Source organism: Rhizobium sp. P1_C7 (assembly GCF_056406295.1).
Genome location: NZ_JBFUAL010000005.1, coordinates 327,306 through 343,206, shown reverse-complemented (window position 1 = coordinate 343,206; position 15,901 = coordinate 327,306). Strand labels below are relative to the sequence as shown.

At 59.7% G+C, this 15,901-nt stretch carries 17 protein-coding genes and 1 pseudogene; 5 read left to right on the top strand and 13 right to left on the bottom strand.

The window, feature by feature from the left end; translation table 11 throughout:
* Window positions 1-65 precede the first annotated feature (65 nt).
* Complete coding sequence (locus AC1D2R_RS10425) at window positions 66-419, bottom strand: DUF1428 domain-containing protein (RefSeq protein ID WP_477967196.1); 354 nt, start codon at window positions 417-419, stop codon at window positions 66-68.
* A gap of 194 nt (window positions 420-613) precedes the next feature.
* Between AC1D2R_RS10425 and AC1D2R_RS10420 the strand changes: the two genes are divergently transcribed.
* Window positions 614-1,066 (top strand): VOC family protein, encoded by a 453-nt coding sequence (locus tag AC1D2R_RS10420; protein ID WP_477967195.1) that lies wholly within the window; start codon window positions 614-616, stop codon window positions 1,064-1,066.
* A 39-nt stretch (window positions 1,067-1,105) separates the two neighbouring features.
* Here AC1D2R_RS10420 and AC1D2R_RS10415 read toward each other — a convergent pair whose 3' ends face one another.
* Window positions 1,106-2,032, bottom strand: coding sequence for a LysR substrate-binding domain-containing protein (locus AC1D2R_RS10415; RefSeq protein WP_477967194.1), 927 nt, complete (start codon window positions 2,030-2,032; stop codon window positions 1,106-1,108).
* A 528-nt stretch (window positions 2,033-2,560) separates the two neighbouring features.
* On the opposite strand from AC1D2R_RS10415, the gene AC1D2R_RS10410 reads away from it, so the two are divergent.
* Complete coding sequence (locus AC1D2R_RS10410; protein ID WP_477967193.1) at window positions 2,561-3,574, top strand: porin; 1,014 nt, start codon at window positions 2,561-2,563, stop codon at window positions 3,572-3,574.
* 274 nt (window positions 3,575-3,848) lie between these two features.
* Window positions 3,849-4,235, top strand: a complete 387-nt coding sequence (locus AC1D2R_RS10405) for a GNAT family N-acetyltransferase (RefSeq protein WP_477967254.1) — start codon at window positions 3,849-3,851, stop codon at window positions 4,233-4,235.
* Window positions 4,236-4,312: 77 nt separating this feature from the next.
* Here AC1D2R_RS10405 and AC1D2R_RS10400 read toward each other — a convergent pair whose 3' ends face one another.
* Complete coding sequence (locus tag AC1D2R_RS10400; protein WP_477967192.1) at window positions 4,313-5,248, bottom strand: phytanoyl-CoA dioxygenase family protein; 936 nt, start codon at window positions 5,246-5,248, stop codon at window positions 4,313-4,315.
* Between the two features lie 132 nt (window positions 5,249-5,380).
* On the opposite strand from AC1D2R_RS10400, the gene AC1D2R_RS10395 reads away from it, so the two are divergent.
* Window positions 5,381-6,241 (top strand): helix-turn-helix domain-containing protein, encoded by an 861-nt coding sequence (locus AC1D2R_RS10395; protein ID WP_477967191.1) that lies wholly within the window; start codon window positions 5,381-5,383, stop codon window positions 6,239-6,241.
* A 25-nt stretch (window positions 6,242-6,266) separates the two neighbouring features.
* Here the strand turns inward: AC1D2R_RS10395 and AC1D2R_RS10390 are convergent, their stop codons facing one another.
* The 5 genes from AC1D2R_RS10390 to AC1D2R_RS10370 form a co-directional block, all read right to left on the bottom strand.
* Window positions 6,267-7,154 carry a DMT family transporter gene (locus AC1D2R_RS10390; protein WP_477967190.1) on the bottom strand — a complete coding sequence of 296 codons (888 nt, stop codon included), beginning with the start codon at window positions 7,152-7,154 and terminating at the stop codon, window positions 6,267-6,269.
* A gap of 70 nt (window positions 7,155-7,224) precedes the next feature.
* Window positions 7,225-8,058: an AraC family transcriptional regulator gene (locus AC1D2R_RS10385; protein WP_477967189.1), complete on the bottom strand. Its 834-nt coding sequence runs from the start codon at window positions 8,056-8,058 to the stop codon at window positions 7,225-7,227.
* Between the two features lie 69 nt (window positions 8,059-8,127).
* Entirely contained in the window at window positions 8,128-8,532 is a 405-nt protein-coding gene (locus tag AC1D2R_RS10380; RefSeq protein WP_477967188.1) for a hypothetical protein, read from the bottom strand.
* A gap of 179 nt (window positions 8,533-8,711) precedes the next feature.
* Window positions 8,712-8,873, bottom strand: coding sequence for a hypothetical protein (locus AC1D2R_RS10375; RefSeq protein WP_477967187.1), 162 nt, complete (start codon window positions 8,871-8,873; stop codon window positions 8,712-8,714).
* Between the two features lie 255 nt (window positions 8,874-9,128).
* Window positions 9,129-10,322: a DUF930 domain-containing protein gene (locus AC1D2R_RS10370; protein ID WP_477967186.1), complete on the bottom strand. Its 1,194-nt coding sequence runs from the start codon at window positions 10,320-10,322 to the stop codon at window positions 9,129-9,131.
* A gap of 156 nt (window positions 10,323-10,478) precedes the next feature.
* Between AC1D2R_RS10370 and AC1D2R_RS10365 the strand changes: the two are divergent.
* A pseudogene (locus tag AC1D2R_RS10365) lies at window positions 10,479-11,396 on the top strand (SDR family oxidoreductase).
* Window positions 11,397-11,454: 58 nt separating this feature from the next.
* Here the strand turns inward: AC1D2R_RS10365 and AC1D2R_RS10360 are convergent.
* From AC1D2R_RS10360 to tdh, 5 genes are all read right to left on the bottom strand, one after another.
* The gene (locus AC1D2R_RS10360; RefSeq protein ID WP_115107785.1) at window positions 11,455-11,748 is read right to left on the bottom strand and encodes a GYD domain-containing protein; all 294 of its coding nucleotides are present in this window, start codon (window positions 11,746-11,748) and stop codon (window positions 11,455-11,457) included.
* 223 nt (window positions 11,749-11,971) lie between these two features.
* A complete protein-coding gene (rpoD, locus tag AC1D2R_RS10355) occupies window positions 11,972-14,026 on the bottom strand; it encodes an RNA polymerase sigma factor RpoD (protein ID WP_477967185.1) in 2,055 nt (684 codons plus the stop codon).
* A 127-nt stretch (window positions 14,027-14,153) separates the two neighbouring features.
* Window positions 14,154-14,429, bottom strand: coding sequence for a hypothetical protein (locus AC1D2R_RS10350; RefSeq protein WP_477967184.1), 276 nt, complete (start codon window positions 14,427-14,429; stop codon window positions 14,154-14,156).
* Window positions 14,430-14,491: 62 nt separating this feature from the next.
* Entirely contained in the window at window positions 14,492-14,839 is a 348-nt protein-coding gene (locus AC1D2R_RS10345) for a GFA family protein (protein ID WP_477967183.1), read from the bottom strand.
* A gap of 12 nt (window positions 14,840-14,851) precedes the next feature.
* Window positions 14,852-15,886: an L-threonine 3-dehydrogenase gene (gene tdh, locus AC1D2R_RS10340; RefSeq protein ID WP_477967182.1), complete on the bottom strand. Its 1,035-nt coding sequence runs from the start codon at window positions 15,884-15,886 to the stop codon at window positions 14,852-14,854.
* Window positions 15,887-15,901: the final 15 nt, after the last annotated feature.

The following is a 15,901-nucleotide window of genomic DNA, read 5'->3' as shown; positions in this document are numbered from 1 at the left end:
GGAAGCATTGTCTCCGGCAGACGTGGCGCCCGTCGCTGTTGATGTCAATCCCGCTTGGCTCTTGCTCAGAGCCGCAAAAACGGCTTGAAGCCTCCGAAGATCATCCGCTTTCCGTCAAAGATCGTCTTCCACTCGTCACCCTGCAGACGTGAGTCCGACATCACTTTCGACATGATATCGTCACGCTGCTCGCGCGAGTCGTAGACGATCCAGGAGAAGATGACGACTTCATTGTCGGTTGCCTGGACCGCGCGTGGAAATGATGTCAACTCTCCATATGGCACGTCGTCGGCTATGCATTCGACATATTCCTTCGCGCCGTAAGCTTTCCATACTGCGCCCGTCGTCGCCGAAAACAGCTTGTAAGCCTCGATGTTCTGCTTGGGCACCGCAACGACGAATCCATCGACATAGGACATGTTCTTCGCTCCCTTGGCTATGCACCGGTTCAAGGACGAACAGGATTGCTGCGAACCGACACCTCAGTAAGAATAGGCGCATTGCGGGAGGGGCAAGATCGCGGACGGTTCGTCGGGAAAAATCGAACCGCCCATGTCGGAATATCTCCCCTTTGCGCGTCCTCGACACATGTAACCGCCAGGAGGAAAAGCCGATGCAGAAAATCACCCCGTGTCTTTGGTTCGACAACCAACTCGACGAAGCGATCACCTTCTATTCTGGCATATTCAAGAACGCCGGCGCAGCACAGATCAAACGCGGCCCGGATGGAAGGGCCTTCGCGGCCACCTTCGAATTGGAGGGACAGCAGTTCATGGGCCTGAACGGCGGTCCGCAATTCAAGTTCACCGAAGCGATCTCGTTCTTCGTGCATTGCAAGGACCAGCCTGAGGTCGACTATTACTGGGAGCGGCTGCTCGACGGCGGCAAACCGCAGCAATGCGGCTGGCTGAAGGACCGGTTCGGGGTTGCCTGGCAGATCATCCCGGATGCGTTGATGCGCTATCTCAACGATTCCGACGCGCAAAAAGCAATTCGCGTACAGGCCGCCATGATGCAGATGGTCAAGATTGAGGTTGCCGCGCTTGACGACGCCTATGCGGGCTGAAGCAGGCGACCGGTCATGACCTGACCCCCGTCAGCGCGTCTACGCTTCGGTTGCCTGGGTCGGCGCCCGAAAATTCCGGAACTGCTCGACGAGGAAGTCGACGAGCGCCCGCACCGCCGTGGGCAAGCCACGAGATGCCGTGAACACCAGATAGATGGTGGCCTGGGACATCTGATAGTCGGGAAGCAGATGCACGAGGCGCCCTTCCCGGATGCCCTCGGCGCAAACGTGGTCGGGAAGCAGGCCGACGCCGACCCCCGCATAGACTGCCTCGAGAATAGCAGGAACGCTGCGGCAGCTCATGCGAGGTCTGTGCTCGTGTCTGTAAGGCGTTCCGTCGGGCCCTTTGAACTCCCAGACATCGGTCTCCTTCCACTCGGCCATGGCACCGGTAAAGGACACTGTCGGCACGTCGGCAAGGCATTCGATGCCGCAGCGACGCGGCAGGGTCCTTGCAAGATCCCTGTTGGCGACCAGGATCAGATCCACCTTGCTGAGAACCCGCATCGTCAGTTCGGAATCGGTCTCCTCCGCCAATTGCGCACGCACGGCAAGGTCGAGCCGGTCGTTTATGATGTCGACACGCTGATCGGATGCCAGGATCTGCAGCTGGACCTTGGGGTATCGGATCAGGAACTCCGGAAGCATGCCGCCCAGCGCGCCTTCAAGAAGGCCGGTCGGCACGCTTATTCGAACCGAACCTTGTGGCTCTCCGTTGGCCTCGCTCACGGCCTTTGCAGCACGGTCAACTTCGCGCAGCATGTTTTCGCAGTATACATACAGAGACTGGCCGATCTCCGTCACGCGAAAGCGATGCACGGTCCGCTCGATCAGCCTCACCCCCAGCCGCTCCTCAAGCGTCGAGATATGCCTGCTGAGCTTTGATTTCGGCAACCCAAGGACGCGCCCGGCAGCCGAAAAGCCACCATGGCGGACCACGGCAGCGAAATAAGCGAAATCGTTCATATCAGGAAATGTAGCGTCTGCGGCAGGCACCGAACACCTCGTCTCTACAAATGCGTATTCAAGCTCCTCCCGACACGTCGCTTACGCCTCTTGATCGGCGATGCCAACGGCAAGAGTGAAACTTTCGTTCCAAATTTGGAACATTGCGTTCCAATCAACGACCTTCAATTGCCGACCACGCGGTATTATCTCGCGCCTGCAATTCCCTCTCGGTGTCGTCTCGACGGCGTCGCCACAGCGCTCTCGTGAGCCTTCGTAACAGTCCTGCTTGTTGATGCGCCGTGCCACCGCGGCGCAACGGTAGATTCTATATATCTATTTGATATTGTTACATAAAAATCACATCATTGTCCAAACGATGCTACGGAATGCGATTTTGATCACGGGAGAATTGATAGATTTACTTAACGATGAGAAGGAGGGGTCAGCGGTTCGCTGATCCGCGCGCCGAAAGGCAATTACCGGAACAGCTGCCATTTGCCTTTTCGGCCGTGGCGGCAGTCCCTTCGAAAAGGAAATGGATTTCAAATGAACATACGGATGGTTTTGTTGACCTCGGCCGCGGCGCTTGCTGCTGCGTCTTCCCCGGTCTTCGCTGCTGACGCGATCGTCGCGGCTAACCCGGAGCCGGTAGAATACGTCCGCGTCTGCGACGCGTACGGCACGGGGTATTTTTACATTCCCGGCACCGAGACCTGCCTGAAGATTGAAGGCTACGTTCGCGTTCAGGTTGATGGCGGCCCGGACGAAAGCGGCGTCAGCGACTACAATATGTGGACCCGCGCCCAGGTACAGTTCACAGCCAAGAGCGACACCGAGTACGGGGCGCTCACCGGCGTTATCGTTCTGCGCGTCGATGGCAATAACCAGACCGACCAGGACTCAAAGCTTGACTCGGCCTATATCGACGTCGCGGGCTTCCGCGCCGGTCTGTTCTACAGCTGGTGGGATGATGATTTGAGCGGCGAGACGGACACCCTCTCCAGCTACTCGACGCTGCACAACTCGTTCCGCTACCAGTACGAATCCGGCGATTTCTACGCTGGCATCAGCGTCGACGAGCTGGAAGACGGATACTACGCCCCCGGCGAAAACCCGAACAACGTCGGCATCGCCGTCGGCGTTGGTGGCAAGGCTGGCGCTTTCGCCTACCAGGTCATCGGCGGGTATGACACGGACAATGAAGAAGGTGCTGTCCGCGCAATCGGCTATGCTGAAATCGGTCCGGGTACGCTCGGCCTGGCAGCAGCCTGGGCAAGCGGCATCAACAGCTACTACTCCGCTTCCAAGTGGACGGTTGCTGCTGAATACGCTCTCAAGGCTACCGATAAGTTCACCATCACGCCTGCAGTCCAGTACTTTGGCGAATATCGGGCGAGCGAAGACGACGCCGACTTCGGCGATGATGCATGGCGCGTTGGTGTGACCCTCGACTACCAGATCGTCGACAACATGTACGCCAAGGGAACCGTCAGCTACACGGATCAGGACCACGGCGACAACGTGACGACGGGCTTCTTCCGCCTGCAGCGCGCGTTTTGATCTGAAATCCCGGTGCCCCGGCTTCGCCCGGGGCCCCAATAGTATTGCGTTTTCTGATCCGGTTGACCTCCGATCAGTTACGGGGATGGGCCGGTTTCCCTGCCGGACCATCCTTGTGGGTCTCAAGGATCGCCCTGTCGGTCCAGACCTCCAGTCCACTCGCTCGCCGCAGCGTTTCCTTCGTAAAATCAGGGTGGGGTCGGCCCGGGCTGCACACTCGGTTTGCCAGGCATTCCATCCTCGCTATTGTCGTGCTCCGCCACAGGGGAGCGCCATAATGGAATTGCGTATCGATCCGCATCCGTCAAACAGCGAGTTGAACGCGCTCTGGGAAGCGGCGTGGAGCGAAACGGACGTACGCGATTTCATGCCGAAACTCTCTCGAAGCCTTGCGCATGTCGGCGCCTATCACGGCGGGCGGCTCACAGGCTTTGTGAATGTCGCCTGGGACGGTGGCGTGCACGCGTTCATTCTCGACACCTGCGTACATCCCGAGTTTCGCAATCGAGGCGTTGCAACGGCGCTCGTCAAGACCGCAGAAGAATGCGCGCGTGCGCGGGGGGCGCAATGGCTGCATGTCGACTTCGAACCCCATCTCGCCGACTTCTACCGAAAGTGCGGTTTCACACCCTCAAACGCAGGCATCATGTGCCTTGTCTAGACGGGCAGGTCTTCGACCGGGAACCCGGCAACTGCCGGATTGCAGGAGCTGATGCCAGCTCCCCGCAGATTTATCGATCACCAGCGGTCAAGACCGAGCAGCTTGCGGCCAAGGGGGGACAGTTCCGCAGTGGATCCGTTGTGCTTTTCCCATTCACGCGGATCCCCCGGAAAGGCATCACGCTTCGGGTAGTCGAGTTCCCGCCAGAGGTGGATACGTTCCTCGCGTTCGGCAGCGTTGTCGTGTTCGGCCGGATGCATGGAGACGTATTGCGCCATGCGCACCCGATTGTCGGAATGGTTGGGACGAACGCCGTGAGCCAGCAGCGAGTTGAAGATCATCAGGTCACCTGGCTCCATGTCGATGTTGACGATGGACAGGCCGGCCGTATTGGGGTGCATCGGATCGCGGTCCTCCGGTTGCGTCTTGACCCATTCTTCGAAATGCTCGAAGAGCTCCGGTACGCATTGGAAACCGCCGACGTCGCCGTCCTGCTTTTTCAGGCTGAGAACGCCTTGCACGCCGATTGGCAAAGGACGGATTGACGTATCGACATCCCAGTGGATAAAGCCGTTCGGATTGCCCTTCACCTTCTTCGGCGGATTGAGGTTCGCCCGGTCGATCGTCACCCAAAGGTCTTCGCGATCCCAGATATCGACGAAGGCGCCGTATATGCGCGGCTCCATGCGATTATCCCAAAGCGCCTGGTGATTGTAGATCTCCAGCATGCCGGTGTTGTTGAGTTCCTTCATCTTGTGCTCGCGTCGCTGCGGCGCGTACCACGTCGACTGATCGTTCGGGTCCTTGTCGTCAAAACGCCAGAGCACCTCCACAAGCCGCTCGACATTCTCCGCAGGCACTGCCTGCCGCACGATCACATAGCCTTTGGTGATCCAGTGCTGCCAATCCTCCTGCGAAAGCACGCGAAGCGGCAGGTTCTTCTTGATGCCCTTGAGCTGCGTCGTTGTCGATGCCGTCGTAGGATGGGCGTCGCGCTTCAAAGCCTGCTGCATATCTTTCCTCCATCTGATCGATCCCTGTTTCGTCAGGCGATGTAGAAAGAATAGACGTCGGCAGGGGAGAATGTTGCCAGAATTTGGCAAGTTATGATACTATTTTGGCTTCTGAGTGGAGTTCCGTGCCGAATGAGGCCCTATCTCGAAAAACTTCCACTTGAGCCAAACAGCTCACTGAGCCGCCTGAACAGACGGCTGGACGATGCCATTCCATTCCAGTGGCATCATCATCCGGAGTTCGAACTGACCTTGACGCTCAACTCTCGCGGCCAGCGCTTCATCGGCGACCATGTCGGTGAATACGACGATGGCGACCTTGTCCTCGTCGGGCCCAACCTGCCGCATACATGGTTCTCGCGTGAGAAAATCAAGCAGGACCAGCCGCATATCGCACTCGTGATGTGGTTCCATCCTGACTGGGCGCGACAGATGGCGCGCGACTTCGTCGAATTCCGCAGCGTCGCGGCAATGCTTGCGCAGGCAGGCGGCGGTCTTCAGTTCACGCAGGACGCTGCCGGATCGGTCCGCAGCATGTTCGAAAGCCTATTCTCGTGTTCGCCGGCGGAACGGCTCCTGACCTTGCTGTCAGTGTTGCACAGCCTTTCGGCGGATCAATCGCGACCACTCGCAAGCACATCGCCGCTGCAGGGCGCTCCCGGCGAAAGCCGCGAACGCATAGACAGGGTCCTGACCCACATCCACACGCACTATGCCCGTCCGGTTCCCCTGCCGGCATTGGCGGATATCGCAGCACTCAGTCCCTCCGGTCTGCATCGGCTTTTCATCCGCCACACCGGCCGGACCATATCCGACTACATCGTTCACATGCGGATCGGAGATGCCTGCGCGCGCCTCTCGGGCACAGCTCAGCCAATCCGCCATATCGCCGAGCTTGTGGGCTACAATTCGCTGGCGAACTTCAACAGGCAGTTTCGCGCCGTGAAAGGCATGACACCGCGCGACTATCGCAATCTCTTCAGCGCTCGATAAAGGCCGCCACGGCAGATGACGGTTGCTAGGAGGCGAGTGTCGTCCTTCGGCGAGACAGCCCGAGCCCCAGTACTGCCGCAAGCACGCATCCGACTCCAACCAGTTGATTGAGTGAAAGCGGCTCCCCGAGCAGGACAAAGGCCATCAACACGGCGGATGCGGGAGCGATCGCCGTAAACAGCGATGCTTCGACCCCCGAGACGCGCTCTGCACCTGCATACCAGAGGATGAAGCCCGCGACTGTCGGCACCAGCGCGTAGTAGACCACCGCCGCGATCGCCTCCTGGGGGAAGTCGATGGGAGACGCAGCCTCCCACAGAGCCGGAGTGGTCGCGACGATCAAACCGATGCCGGTCATCAAGGCGGACTGGGTCAGCGGCGGAATTGGCGTGCCGAGTGTCTTGTTCAGCAGAATGAAAAGGCTCTCACACATCACCGCGCCAAGCACCAACCCGTTCCCGAGCATCGATCCGCTCCCGGCCTCTGGCGAGAATGCGATGGACAACACCCCGGTTGCCGACAATGCGATCGCCAGCACGATCGAACGATGCGGCCTCTCGCCCAGAACCACAATGGAAAGAACGGCCGAGACGATCGGCAACGTGCCGATGATCACGCCCGCGTCGGCCGCCGTCGTCAGTTTCAAACCCGATATCAACAACGTCGTATAGCCGACACTGCCGGCGCCCGCCTGGACGACGAGGATCACCCATTGGCGCAGTCCCAACCTCGGGAGCCGCGCTCCCTTCCACCTCATCAGGAGCACGAAAAAGGGAAAAGCGACAGCAAAACGCAGAGCGGTGGCCGTGAACGGCGGCATGCCCGCGGCAATGATCCTGCTGGCTGTGACCGTGCTTCCAACCGTCAGCATTGCAAGCGTGAGACAGAGATAGCCTTGAAAAGGTCCGCGCATCGTCGTTCTCCTGTTGGCTTGCAGGAGACCCGAAGGCCGTCGCGAGATCTTGAACGAAATTGCAGACGGCTCAAACCATCGCGTTGGCATAGCTGCCTGGCGATATCCCATATTTGCTGACGAATACGCGCGTCATATGGCTCTGATCGGAGAAACCAGAGGCGAGCGCTGCTTCTGCAAGCGGAGTACCCACCGCCATCAGCCGTCGGGCAAGATGGATGCGGCGCTGCACCAGATAGGCATGGGGCGTCATGCCGGTTGCCTTGAAGAATGCCCGCAGCACCTGAAACCGGCTGAGCGAACTCGCCCTTGCCAGATCCGAAAGCGAAATCGCACCGGCTGGATCGTCATCCATCATCTCCTGCGCGATACGGATCGCGCTCGGCACGACGAAGCGGACGGTTGCCGGACGCTTGCGCATGACCCCCGCAACGAGCGTCAGCAAGCCCTCCTCGCATGACAAATGATTTGCACTGGGGCCATCTGCATTTAGGCCATCTGCTGCATTCACATCGGTTGCTGCGGCAAACAGCGCCCTGAATTGTCCGGTAATCCGCGTATCGCGAAACACCGGATGCGGGATTTCCGCCGTCGCCAGCTCACCTTCCGTGATGTCGGAAAGGCAATTGCCGATCACGTCAGGCGAAAAATAGAGAATGCGCCACGAACGCCCCTCGCCGATCGGCGCCCCGTCATGCACCTCGTTCGGGTTCACCGCAATGAGGTCGCCCGCACCAGCCTCTACGATGCCGCGCCCGCTGAGCGACTTCTGAGCGCCGGAAGTGATGAGACCGATACCGAACTGCTCGTGCGTATGCCTGGAAAAGCTATGGCTCGTTTCCGCCACCACCGCCTCGACGCCTGAGATAGCCGACTTCAGCATTCGGAACTGGTTCTTTGCCATCTCGCCTCGCGCTCCATCCGGTCGCCAACGGGGCTTTGGGAAGGACAAACTTCAGCCGGCTGCTCGCACTCAGCCGCTGATCTCGACAGTCATGCTGTATTGGCACGTTTCGTTGCGCCGCGCAGCGTTGCGCATGAGGTAGACGAGCGCCTTGTAGTTGCCGCTGGCATCAAGGTTGGCGCTGAATTCGTTGCCGGTGGCCGACCCGTTGAAAACGGCTTCCTCGGCACCTGGCGCAGTCACGTTGAAATAGCAGCTTCGGTTCTTCGGGCTGAACAGGATGGACAGTGCCTGCCCCGCATTGGCGCCGATAACGTAGGTCACACCGTCATAGCCCCTCAGTGATCCCTTCAACGTAGCCGAGTGCGCGCCGGGTCTGAACTTGACCACCTCCGTCTTGTCAGCGGCAGCGGCTTGCTCGCCAAGCAGAACCATGGAAATCGCAAGAGACAAAGCAGAACAGACGGTACGCATCGATGATCTCCTTGGCCCGCAAAGAGGCGGGATGCGGAACCGCGTGAAATTCTCCGGTCAACCGATGAAACCGTAAGGTGAGAAAACACCGCTGTCCACCCTGATATGGCGGTGAATGAACATCGACGTCCATCCACGCGTGACGTGAGAAAAGCAAGCGGAAACGGCGTTCCTGCGGCTCAGTGCACGGTCTCCGGCTGTATTTCGCCGGCCAGAATCGACAGGGTCTCTTCGAGAGACGCAACCAGAATATCGGTCAGTTCATCTCCGCGATTCTCGATAAAGGCCACCTTGGTGGCCTCGTCCTGCATTTCGAAAAAGCGCTCGATCTCGATCGACATGTCCCAGTGTCCTTTCATCCGCCGCAACCATCCGGCGATGGGACAAGGCTAGGCGGTCTGTCTTGTGCCGAACTGGAGCGATCACGGATCGCGGCCTGTCGCGCGGCGACACAACCAAGCTAGCGGACTCGCCAGCGGGATCCAGAGCCCCAATTGTGGTATTCGATACGACTTGCGTATAAAACTGCCTGGAGAAAGATGTCGCCTCGCACGACCGAGGGCGCAGCCCTTGGGATTGTCTGAAACATCAGTCCCCTATTGAGGGAACCCGCGGCTTTTCCATTGGCTTTTGGGGATCTGATCGCCCACGTCGAAAGCAAAGGACAGGACCTTTGTGGCCTCGGCATCCACCTCGCACCGGTAGCTCATGTCGTACCAGCGGGCGCTGGCACGAAACGCGCCACGCCTGACTTCAAGCACCGTGCCACTCGACAGGCGGTAGGAAGGCAGCAATTCGGGGCGATAACCCGAGGGCGAGTGCCTGAGCTGCTCGCGCAATTCGGTGGTGCAGAGCTGAGCGACCCGCATGCCTCGGGGCAGATTGTCCATGGCGGTCTTGGCCACGCGATCATCGGTCGCATTCCGTGAAAACAGGGTCTTGGCCTCGGTGAGCGCATCCGGTGCAGGCTTGGCGGGCTCCTCGGCCTTTGCCATTTCAGACGGCTTTGCCTGCTCGAAGTCCGTTTTCGCCTCGCCGATCGCCTCCGCGGGCGGCCCGTTCTTCTCCTGATGCGTGTCACCTACCTCGACTTGCGGCAGCTCGATATCATCCGGCACCGGCTTTGCCGGCGGCTTGTCATCGACCGGTGGCTTCGTCGCCGTTGCTGTTTCGACCGGCTCCGGCTTGCCGTTCGGCGGCGTTACGTCAGGCCTGGCACCGGCAGCGGACGCATCGCCGACCTCGGATTTTTGCGGCCCTGAGTTCTTGTCGCCAAATTCGAAGACCGGCCTTAGCGGTTGTATTGGCTGCGGCTTGCCCGGCTGGTCGGAAGCTTGTGCACTCGGCTCCTCGGCCTTCGGTTGTTCCGGTTTCGGCTGCTCCTGCGAGGGCTTCTCCTCAGGCGGTTTTTCCTCGGGTGGCTTCGGTTGTTCCGGCGGTGGTGGCGGTGGCGGTGCGGGTTCTTCCGCCTTTTCTTGCGCCTTCGGCGGCTCCGCCGGCTTTTCGGCAGGCTTCTCCTCCGCCTTCTTATCCTCGGGCTTCGGCTCTTCCGGCACCGTCAACTCGGGCTTCTTTTCCTCCGGCTTTTGCGCCTCGGGCTTCTTCTCCTCGGGCTTCTTCTCCTCTGGCGGCGGCACGAGGTCCACGTTCAGGGTCTCTTCTTCGGGCGGCGTCGGCTGCCGCTCCGGCAATTTTACGAAAAAGAAGGCAGCGACCGTGAGATGCAGCAGCACCGAGGCAAACACGCCCCAGCCAAATGCCCCCCATCGATGTTCCAGAATCTTCGGCATGCCCACGCGCGGTGCTCTACGATACGCTGTCGATGTGGCCTTTTAAGAAGGCAGCATCAAGCCTTAAAGCAAAAAAGACGGCATCCGCCAGCAAATGGTGAGCAACCAAGAACAACAAGACAATAATCCCCAGGTCGTTGCGAAGCGGATTTCAAAATGACCTATATCCCGCGGGATACGAAGAGGTCGCATTCCCTTGCAGGTTGGGCCGCATTAGATGCGTTATCTCAATCCGCACCAGCTTCCAAGCGATTGACGCGGGCTCCTTCCCCAGCGCGGCGCCAAGATGCCGCTGCCGCATCACTTGCCGTTGCTGGCGCCGATGTGCATCGCGGTGATCTTGAGGACATCGCGAGCTTGCGCAGTGGCGCCGTCGCCGCTGACGGCATCATTCACACAGGCTTCAACCACGACTTCTCCAGGTTCAGGGAGAACTGCGAGACGGATCGACGCGCCGTCGAGGCGCTCGGTTCCGCGCTCCTTGGCACTGACCGTCCGCTGATCGTCACATCAGGAACGGGCCTGCTTACACCGGGTCGCGTCGCGACCGAGGAGGATGTGCCGGCCCCAACGTCATCCAATCCCCGCGTCGCGTCGCAAGAGGCGGCAGCCGCGCTGAAAGCCCTGGGCGTACGCGTGTCACTGATGCGCCTCCCCCGTCTGTCGACGGAGATGGTGATCACGGGTTCGTTCCGATCCTCATGGGGATCGCGCGTCAGAAGGGCGTCTCTGCCTATATCGGCGAAGGGCTGAACCACTGGTCTGCAGTACACAGGCTCGATGCCGCCCGCCTCTTCAGGCTTGCGCTTGAAAAGAGTGCCTCAGGCGCCCGGTATCACGGTGTAGCCGAAGCGTAGCGTTCCGGGAGATCGCCGGCGTGATCGGACGCCGACTGAACGTGCCAGTCGTCAGCAAGTCTCCCGAGGAGGCAGCCGAGCACTTCGGCTGGTTCACCCATTTCGCAGCATTCGACTGCCCGACATCAAGCGAGCCGACGCGTCAGCTGCTGGGGTGGCGCCCAAGCAGCCTGCGCTCATTCCTGATCTCGACCGAACGCGCTACTTTGAAGCCTGACGAGGCCGCGCAGGCGGAACGGCAAGACATCAGCACCTCGACTGCCCGAGCCTCGCGACTACCCGAGCGACCCTATGATTTCGCGATAAGCAGCTTCCGGAAACGCCTTCAGCGTCCGCGTGCGCACATTGCCGCCCATTCCAAGAGACAGGCCGAACCGCGCCATCACCGCATCGTCGGGCGCCTCGCAGACCGCAACGAGATCATGCTCTCCAAGCGTCAGAAAAAACTGCTGGAAGGAGCCCCCCATATCGCCGAGCAACTTCTTGGCCGCGTCCAGACGCTTCGTCGAGTCGCGAACATTCCGAATGCCCTGATCCGTCCAATTGATAAGTACGATGTAAGTGGTCATGTCACACCTCCTGACGGAGGGTCTTGGTCCACGCAGGCGTATCGGCGACCTTTGCTCAAACGCTGCGGTCGGTCCCTTCCCCCGTGGCGCGGATTGTACTCCTGTCGCTACGCAGCGACAAGAAAAGCGCTCGTTTTGGAAGCGCGCGATCAAGAAAAAAGCCGGGCACGAGCCCGGCTTTCCGATTTAAACGCGCCGGTCGGCTGATTGCCGAACGAGCGACCTAGCTGTCGAGGAAGCTGCGGAGCTTTCTGGAGCGGCTCGGATGCTTCAACTTGCGCAGCGCCTTCGCTTCGATCTGACGGATACGTTCGCGCGTCACCGAGAACTGCTGGCCGACTTCCTCGAGCGTGTGGTCGGTGTTCATGCCGATGCCGAAGCGCATGCGCAGCACACGTTCTTCGCGGGGCGTCAGCGATGCCAGAACGCGGGTCGTCGTTTCGCGCAGGTTGGCCTGAATGGCGGCATCGATCGGCAGAAGCGCGTTCTTGTCCTCGATGAAATCGCCGAGATGCGAATCCTCTTCGTCGCCCACGGGGGTTTCGAGCGAGATCGGCTCCTTGGCGATCTTCAGGACCTTGCGGACCTTTTCGAGCGGCATGGCCAGCTTTTCGGCCAATTCTTCCGGCGTCGGCTCGCGACCGATCTCGTGCAGCATCTGGCGAGACGTGCGCACGATCTTATTGATCGTTTCGATCATGTGCACAGGAATACGAATCGTGCGGGCCTGGTCGGCGATCGAGCGGGTAATTGCCTGACGAATCCACCACGTCGCATAGGTCGAGAACTTGTAGCCACGACGGTATTCGAACTTGTCGACGGCCTTCATCAGGCCGATGTTGCCTTCCTGAATGAGGTCGAGGAACTGCAGGCCGCGGTTCGTGTACTTCTTGGCGATGGAGATGACGAGGCGAAGGTTCGCTTCGACCATTTCCTTCTTGGCGATGCGCGCTTCGCGTTCGCCCTTCTGCACCATCGACACGATACGGCGGAATTCGGCGATCGAGATGCCGGTTTCCGTCGCCAGATTCTGGATCTCCTGGCGGATATCGCGGATCGTCGTGTTTTCCGACTTCGCGAATTCCTTCCAGCCGCGTGCGGCCAGATTGCCGATCGACTTCATCCAGTTCGGATCGAGCTCGGCGCCCTGATACTGCTCGAGGAACGAGTCACGCTTGACGCCGTATGATTCCGCCAGGCGCAGCAGGCGGCCCTCGTTCTGCATCAGCCGCTTGGAGATGTCATAGAGCTGCTCGACCAGTGCGTCGACACGGTTCTGGTTCAGCGACAGAGACTTGACGGCCTTGATGAGCTCATCTTTGAGTTCCTTGTAGCGACGCTCCTGGGCGGACGACAGCGTGCCGGTTGCCGCAAGCCGCTGTTCGACCTGCTGGTCCTGCAGCTTGCGCAGCTTCTTGTAGGTCTCGGCGATGATGTCGAGCGTTTCCATGACCTGCGGACGAAGCTCGGCTTCCATCGCGGCAAGCGAGAGGTTGGACTCGTCTTCGTCCTCTTCCTCTTCCTCACCGGGAAGTCCTTCGCCGCCGACATTGGTGATGTCGTCGTCGCCGGTACGGACTCGGCGCGTCTTTTCCTTTTCCTCGGCAGCCTTGCGATCAGCCTCGATCTTCTCCGGGCTCTGGAACTGCGGAGCAGCCTTGGCTTCGGGACCGGAGTAGGTCGTTTCGAGGTCGATGATCTCGCGAAGCAGCGTCGTGCCTTCGTTCAGTTCGTCGCGCCAGATGATGATCGCCTGGAACGTCAGCGGGCTTTCGCAAAGGCCGCCGATCATCGTTTCGCGGCCGGCCTCGATGCGCTTGGCGATCGCGATTTCGCCTTCGCGCGACAGAAGCTCCACCGAACCCATTTCGCGCAGATACATGCGAACCGGGTCGTCGGTACGGTCGGTAGGCTCCTTCTTCTTGGCGGTCGCAAGTGCGGTGCCGCCGGAAGGAGCAAGCTCGCCGCCTTCGCTTTCCTCGTCGGAGCTGGAATCGTCGTCGTCGCCGCCGCTGGTGCCGGCCTCTTCGGCTTCCTCGTCCTCGATGACGTTGATGCCCATATCGGACAGCATCGACATCGTGTCTTCGATCTGTTCGGACGTCACTTCCTCTGACGGCAGGACGGCATTCAGCTCATCCATCGTCACATAGCCGCGCTTTTTCGCGGCCTTGATCATTTTCTTGACCGCGTCATCGGAAAGATCCAGAAGAGGGCCGTCGGTGCCGCCGTCGCGTTCGACTTCCGCTTCTTCATTCTCTTTGACTTTGGTTGCCATTTATATCGTCGCCTTCCTGACGCTATTCAAACTCGCTGCGGTGACGGCCATATCAAGGCCCGCACGCCGCAATCGGTCGTCTCGAATCACCTGATCCCCACCTAACGGGATGAGATTTAATGCCTGATTAACCACGATTGCCGGCGCCGGACGACAGAGCTTTATTGTCATCAAATGTCCGGCCATGGTTGTGCGATCCGCCCTTGACCCAGTTCACCGCTTTACAAGTCGAACGGTGATTCCCACAATTTTTGTTCTCGTCAAGCTTTTCCAGAAAAAAAGCCGCAGAAAACCCGGAAAAAGCCTTATCCACAGGCTTGGAACCGCTCAAGCGATTGCCAACCTTAAATAGGATGTCACCGCAGGAAGACAAGAGCCGCAGAGATTCATGGCCCGACAGCAAGACACCTCTCGGTATCCTGTTGCCGCTAACGGCACATATCACATGAGCGGCAGTATAGAAACCTACCGCGACTGCCCGTCGTACGCCACGATATCAAGCGCGCCAAGATCGATCGCAGGAATGCAGCGCAGATTGATCGATGCCATGGCGTTTCCATCCGGCAGAACACCTTCGCCGAAGGGCGCTATGCCACAGGTGCCGCAGAAGCGATGCTTGATGACATGGCTATTGAAAGTATAGGTCGAAAGGCTTTCCTCTGGCGTCGTCAGCCTGAACTTGTCGCGGGCAACGAAAGCCAGCAATCCGCCGCGCCGGCGGCAGAGCGTGCAATTGCAATCGACGGCCTGCTTGAAATCTCCCTCCACCTCAAAGGCGATACCGCCGCAATGGCAGCTTCCCTCGTAGATCATGTGTCCCTCCCCCTACCAGTCCATCACGACCTTGCCGGAATTGCCCGATCGCATTGCCTCGAAGCCTTCGCGGAAATCGTCGATGCCGATGCGATGGGTAATAAGCGGCGCCAGATCAAGGCCGCCCTGAACGAAGGCAATCATCTTGTACCAGGTCTCGAACATCTCGCGGCCGTAGATGCCTTTCAGATTGAGCATCTTGAATATCACCTTGTTCCAGTCGATCTCGAACCCCGCGGGCGCAATCCCGAGGATGGCGATCTTGCCGCCATTGTTCATCTTGTCGATCATGTCGCGAAACGCAGGCGCCGCGCCCGACATTTCGAGCCCGACGTCGAAGCCTTCGGTCATGCCGATCGACTTCATGACGTCCGTAAGGTTCTCCTTGGCTGCGTCGACGACGTAATTGATCCCGAGCTTACGGGCGAGCGCCAGCCTGTGCGGGTTGATGTCGGTGATCACGACCTTGCGGGCACCGGAGCGTTTGGCAACGAGAGCGCCCATGATGCCGATCGGCCCGGCGCCCGTCACCAGCACATCCTCGCCGACGAGATCGAAGGAAAGTGCGGTATGAACGGCATTGCCGAAGGGATCGAAGATGGCGGCGATCTCGTCGGGAATATCGTCGGGGATCGGTACGACGTTCGCCTCGGGAATGCAGACGAACTCGCCGAAGGAGCCCGGCCGATTGACGCCGACGCCGAGCGTATTGCGACAGAGATGCCCTCTTCCTGCGCGGCAGTTTCGGCACTTGCCGCAGACGATATGCCCTTCCCCGGAAACGCGTTCTCCCACGCGATACTTGGTCACGGCGGAGCCGACCTCGGCGATCACGCCACAGAACTCGTGACCGACCACCATCGGCACCGGAATCGTCCTCTGCGCCCACTGGTCCCAATTCCAGATGTGGACATCGGTGCCGCAGATCGCCGATTTCTTCACCTTGATCAGCACATCGTTCGGGCCGACCTCCGGCACCGGCACCTGCTCCATCCAGAGCCCGACCTCGGGCTTAGCCTTAACGAGCGCCTTCATCATGTTCGACATGATCTTACTCCCTCA